Origin of the sequence: Alistipes sp. D31t1_170403_E11, from assembly GCF_015553985.1 — a bacterium.
In the GTDB taxonomy this organism is placed as follows: domain Bacteria; phylum Bacteroidota; class Bacteroidia; order Bacteroidales; family Rikenellaceae; genus Alistipes; species Alistipes montrealensis.
This window is the reverse complement of the sequence record NZ_JADNHQ010000019.1, coordinates 1,855-5,019: the sequence shown is the minus strand read 5'-3', so window position 1 is coordinate 5,019 and position 3,165 is coordinate 1,855. Positions and strand designations below refer to the sequence as shown.

The following is a 3,165-nucleotide window of genomic DNA, read 5'->3' as shown; positions in this document are numbered from 1 at the left end:
CATAAAAAAAGGTCAGACCTTTCGATCTGACCTTGAAGAGGCGGCTACCTACTCTCCCACGGGAAAACCGCAGTACCATCGGCGTTAGTGAGCTTAACTTCTCTGTTCGGAATGGGAAGAGGTGGAACCTCACTGCTATAACCACCTAAAAGAACGTTGCTTCAATTTATCGAAGCCATGCGAGTGATGCTTTTAGATCATCACAATCCGTCGCACTCGGTATGAGTTGACATATCAGGGAAATGAGATAAAGAATTGATGTAAAAAAATCGTTCGGGTAATTAGTACTGCTCGGCTTTGACATTACTGTCTTTACACCTGCAGCCTATCAACGTAGTAGTCTCCTACGCCCCTCAAGGGAAAACTTATCTTGGGGATGGCTTCGCGCTTAGATGCTTTCAGCGCTTATCCAAACCGAACGCGGCTACTCGGCGGTACACTTGGCAGCATAACCGATACACCGGAGGTTCGTCCAACTCGGTCCTCTCGTACTAAAGTCAGGACCCCTCAATTTTCCTACGCCCGCAACAGATAGAGACCGAACTGTCTCACGACGTTCTGAACCCAGCTCGCGTGCCACTTTAATCGGCGAACAGCCGAACCCTTGGGACCTTCTCCAGCCCCAGGATGTGACGAGCCGACATCGAGGTGCCAAACCGCCGCGTCGATATGAGCTCTTGGCGGCGATCAGCCTGTTATCCCCGGAGTACCTTTTATCCTTTGAGCGATGGCCAGTCCACACAGAACCACCGGATCACTATACCCTGCTTTCGCACCTGATCGACTTGTATGTCTCACAGTCAAGCACCCTTATGCTATTGCACTCTACGCACGGTTACCATTCGTGCTGAGGGTACCTTGGGAAGCCTCCGTTACTCTTTTGGAGGCGACCACCCCAGTCAAACTACCCACCAAACGGTGTCCCCTCTTGAGGGTTAGAATCCAAGTACACAAAGGGCCGTATTTCAACGTTGACTCCACGAATACTGGCGTACCCGCTTCATAGTCTCCGGCCTATCCTACACATTGTGTACCCAAATTCAGCGTTAAGCTATAGTAAAGGTTCACGGGGTCTTTTCGTCCCGTTGCGGGTACCCGGCATCATCACCGGGACTACAATTTCACCGAGCTCACGGTTGAGACAGTGTCCAGATCGTTACACCATTCGTGCAGGTCGGAACTTACCCGACAAGGAATTTCGCTACCTTAGGACCGTTATAGTTACGGCCGCCGTTTACTGGGGCTTCGATTCAATGCTTCTCTTGCGATGACATCCCCTCTTAACCTTCCAGCACCGGGCAGGTGTCAGGCCCTATACGTCTTCTTTCGAATTTGCAGAGCCCTGTGTTTTTGATAAACAGTCGCCTGGACCTCTTCGCTGCGCCCACCTCGCGGTGGGACCCCTTCTCCCGAAGTTACGGGGTTAATTTGCCTAGTTCCTTAACCGTGATTCACTCGAGCACCTTAGGATACTCTCCTCGACCACCTGTGTCGGTTTACGGTACGGGTAACATATACTATAACTTAGAAGATTTTCTCGGAAGTCTACTTGGGTGAACTATCAAATTGGCCGTAGCCGCTCTGTACTGTCAGGTTTCAGCAAGGACTAACTCTTAATCTGTCCCTATACCTAAGCCCTTCAACCACCTATTCCGTCAGGCGGCGTCACTTACGTTCCTTCGTCTCTCCATCGAGGTATATGTTAGTATCGGAATATTAACCGATTATCCATCGAGATCACCGTTCGGCTTACCCTTAGGACCCGACTAACCCTGATCCGATTAGCGTTGATCAGGAAACCTTGGTCTTGCGGTGTGCGGGTTACTCTCCCGCATTATCGTTACTCATGCCTACATTTGCTTTTCTATCCGCTCCACCTATCCTCACGGAATGGCTTCGACGCAAATAGAATGCTCCCCTACCGCACTTTCGTGCCCAGAACTTCGGTGGTATACTTGATGCCCGTTTATTATCCACGCTTTGTCGCTCGACTAGTGAGCTGTTACGCACTCTTTGAATGAATAGCTGCTTCCAAGCTAACATCCTAGCTGTCTCTGCAACAAAACATCGTTAGATCAACTTAGTATACTCTTGGGGACCTTAGTTGCTGGTCTGTGTTGTTCCACTCTCGTAACCGGACATTAGCACCCGGTCGCTCACTGCTGTAAATCATACTACTGGCATTCGGAGTTTGTCAGGATTTGGTAGGCGGTGAAGCCCCCGCATCCAATCAGTAGCTCTACCTCCAGTAGACTCTTAATTACAACGCTGCCCCTAAAGGCATTTCGGGGAGTACGAGCTATTTCCCAGCTTGATTAGCCTTTCACCCCTACCCTCAAGTCATCGAGAAGCTTTTCAACGCTTATTCGTTCGGTCCTCCAGTTGGTTTTACCCAACCTTCAACCTGCTCAAGGGTAGATCGCAAGGTTTCGCGTCTACAACCACTGACTAAGCGCCCTATTAAGACTCGCTTTCGCTTCGGCTCCGTGCATCCTTGCACTTAACCTCGCCAGTGATTAGTAACTCGTAGGCTCATTATTCAATAGGCACGCCGTCACAGCACGAAGCTGCTCCGACAGGTTGTAAGCGTATGGTTTCAGGTTCTATTTCACTCCCCTGTTCGGGGTTCTTTTCACCTTTCCCTCACGGTACTGGTTCACTATCGGTCTCTTGGGAGTATTTAGCCTTACCGGGTGGTCCCGGCAGATTCAGACAGGATTCCTCGTGTCCCGCCCTACTCAGGATACTGCTATCGCATAACGAACTTACCTGTACGGGTCTTTCACCCTCTGTGGACGAACTTTCCAGATCGTTCCAGTTCATTGTTAATTGAATGTTGCAGTCCTACAACCCCGGCTTTGCCGTAACAAAACCGGTTTAGGCTGTTTCCCTTTCGCTCGCCGCTACTCAGGAAATCGATGTTTCTTTCTTTTCCTCCTCCTACTAAGATGTTTCAGTTCAGAGGGTTGGCCCATCTTTCGATGTGTCAGGTCTTCTACCTGACGGGTTGTCCCATTCAGAAATTCCCGGATCAAATCTTGTTTGCAAATCCCCGGGACTTATCGCAGCTTACCACGTCTTTCGTCGCCTCCAAGAGCCTAGGCATCCCCCATACGCCCTTATTTACTTTCTTACAACTTCTCACACGGCCTATTGTCCCGTGTG

Annotated in this window: 2 rRNA genes; both read right to left on the bottom strand. The window is 50.0% G+C overall.

Going from position 1 to position 3,165, the window contains the following annotated elements:
- Positions 1-35 precede the first annotated feature (35 nt).
- Positions 36-149 (bottom strand): 5S ribosomal RNA (gene rrf / locus I2E69_RS15100).
- 111 nt (positions 150-260) lie between these two features.
- Positions 261-3,133 (bottom strand): 23S ribosomal RNA (locus I2E69_RS15095).
- Positions 3,134-3,165: the final 32 nt, after the last annotated feature.